Genomic DNA, 1,028 nt, shown 5'->3' on the forward strand with positions numbered 1-1,028 from the left:
TCCCGGGCGTAGCGGACAGCCATCAGGGTGTCCATGGTCTCCCCCGACTGGCTGATGGACACCACCAAAGTGTTCGCATCCAGGATCGGGTCCCGGTAACGGAACTCGTGCGCCAACTCCACCTCGGTGGGGATCCGGCACCAGTTCTCGATCGCGTACTTCGCCACCATGCCCGCGTACGCGGCGGTGCCGCAAGCCAGCACAATGATCTTGTTGACCTGCTTCAACAGCTCAGGATCGATCCGGAGCTCATCGAGGGTCAGCTTGCCGTTGATGTCCGAGCGGCCCAGCAGGGTCTGCGCCACGGCGTCGGGCTGGTCATGGATTTCCTTCTCCATAAACGAGGAGAAGCCGCCCTTTTCCGCCGAGGCCGGGTCCCAGTCCACGTGGTATTCCTTGCCCGCGGCCGGGTTGCCAAAGAAGTCGGTGATCTCCACGGTGTCCGCGGTGATGGTGACGATCTGGTCCTGCCCCAGCTCCACAGCACGGCGGGTGTAGTCGATGAACCCGGACACGTCCGAGCCCAGGAAGTTCTCGCCCTCGCCCAGGCCCACCACCAGGGGTGAGTTGCGGCGGGCGGCCACCACGACGTCGGGCTGGTCGGCATGGACGGCCAGGAGCGTGAAGGCGCCCTCCAGCCGCTGGCAGGCCAGTTCCATGGCACGGGTCAGCCGACCGTCAGCGGTGTCCCCGGCGAGCTTGTTCCGGTAAATGTCCGCCAGCAGCGCCGCGGCCACCTCGGTGTCCGTCTCGGACAGGAAGGTCACGCCCTTATCCAGCAGCTCGAGCTTGAGCTCGGCGAAGTTTTCGATAATGCCGTTGTGGATCACGGCGAGCTTGCCGCCGTCGGCCAGGTGCGGATGCGCGTTACGGTCCGTCGGCCCGCCATGCGTGGCCCACCGGGTGTGGCCGATCCCCGTCACCGTCTCCGGCAGCGGGTGCGCCTCCAGCTCGGCAATCAGGTTACTCAGCTTCCCTGACTTCTTCCGCGACTCGATCGCACCCTTGGACACCACGGCGACCCCGGC

Annotated in this window: 1 protein-coding gene; it reads right to left on the reverse strand. The window is 66.1% G+C overall.

The genetic code is table 11. The features are described from left to right. A partial coding sequence (locus ACKAE7_RS21030) for an isomerizing glutamine--fructose-6-phosphate transaminase (protein ID WP_408980226.1) occupies positions 1-1,028 on the reverse strand: 1,028 nt, incomplete at both ends.

Origin of the sequence: Pseudarthrobacter sp. NKDBFgelt (assembly GCF_046097905.1) — a bacterium.
Taxonomy (GTDB): domain Bacteria; phylum Actinomycetota; class Actinomycetes; order Actinomycetales; family Micrococcaceae; genus Arthrobacter; species Arthrobacter polychromogenes.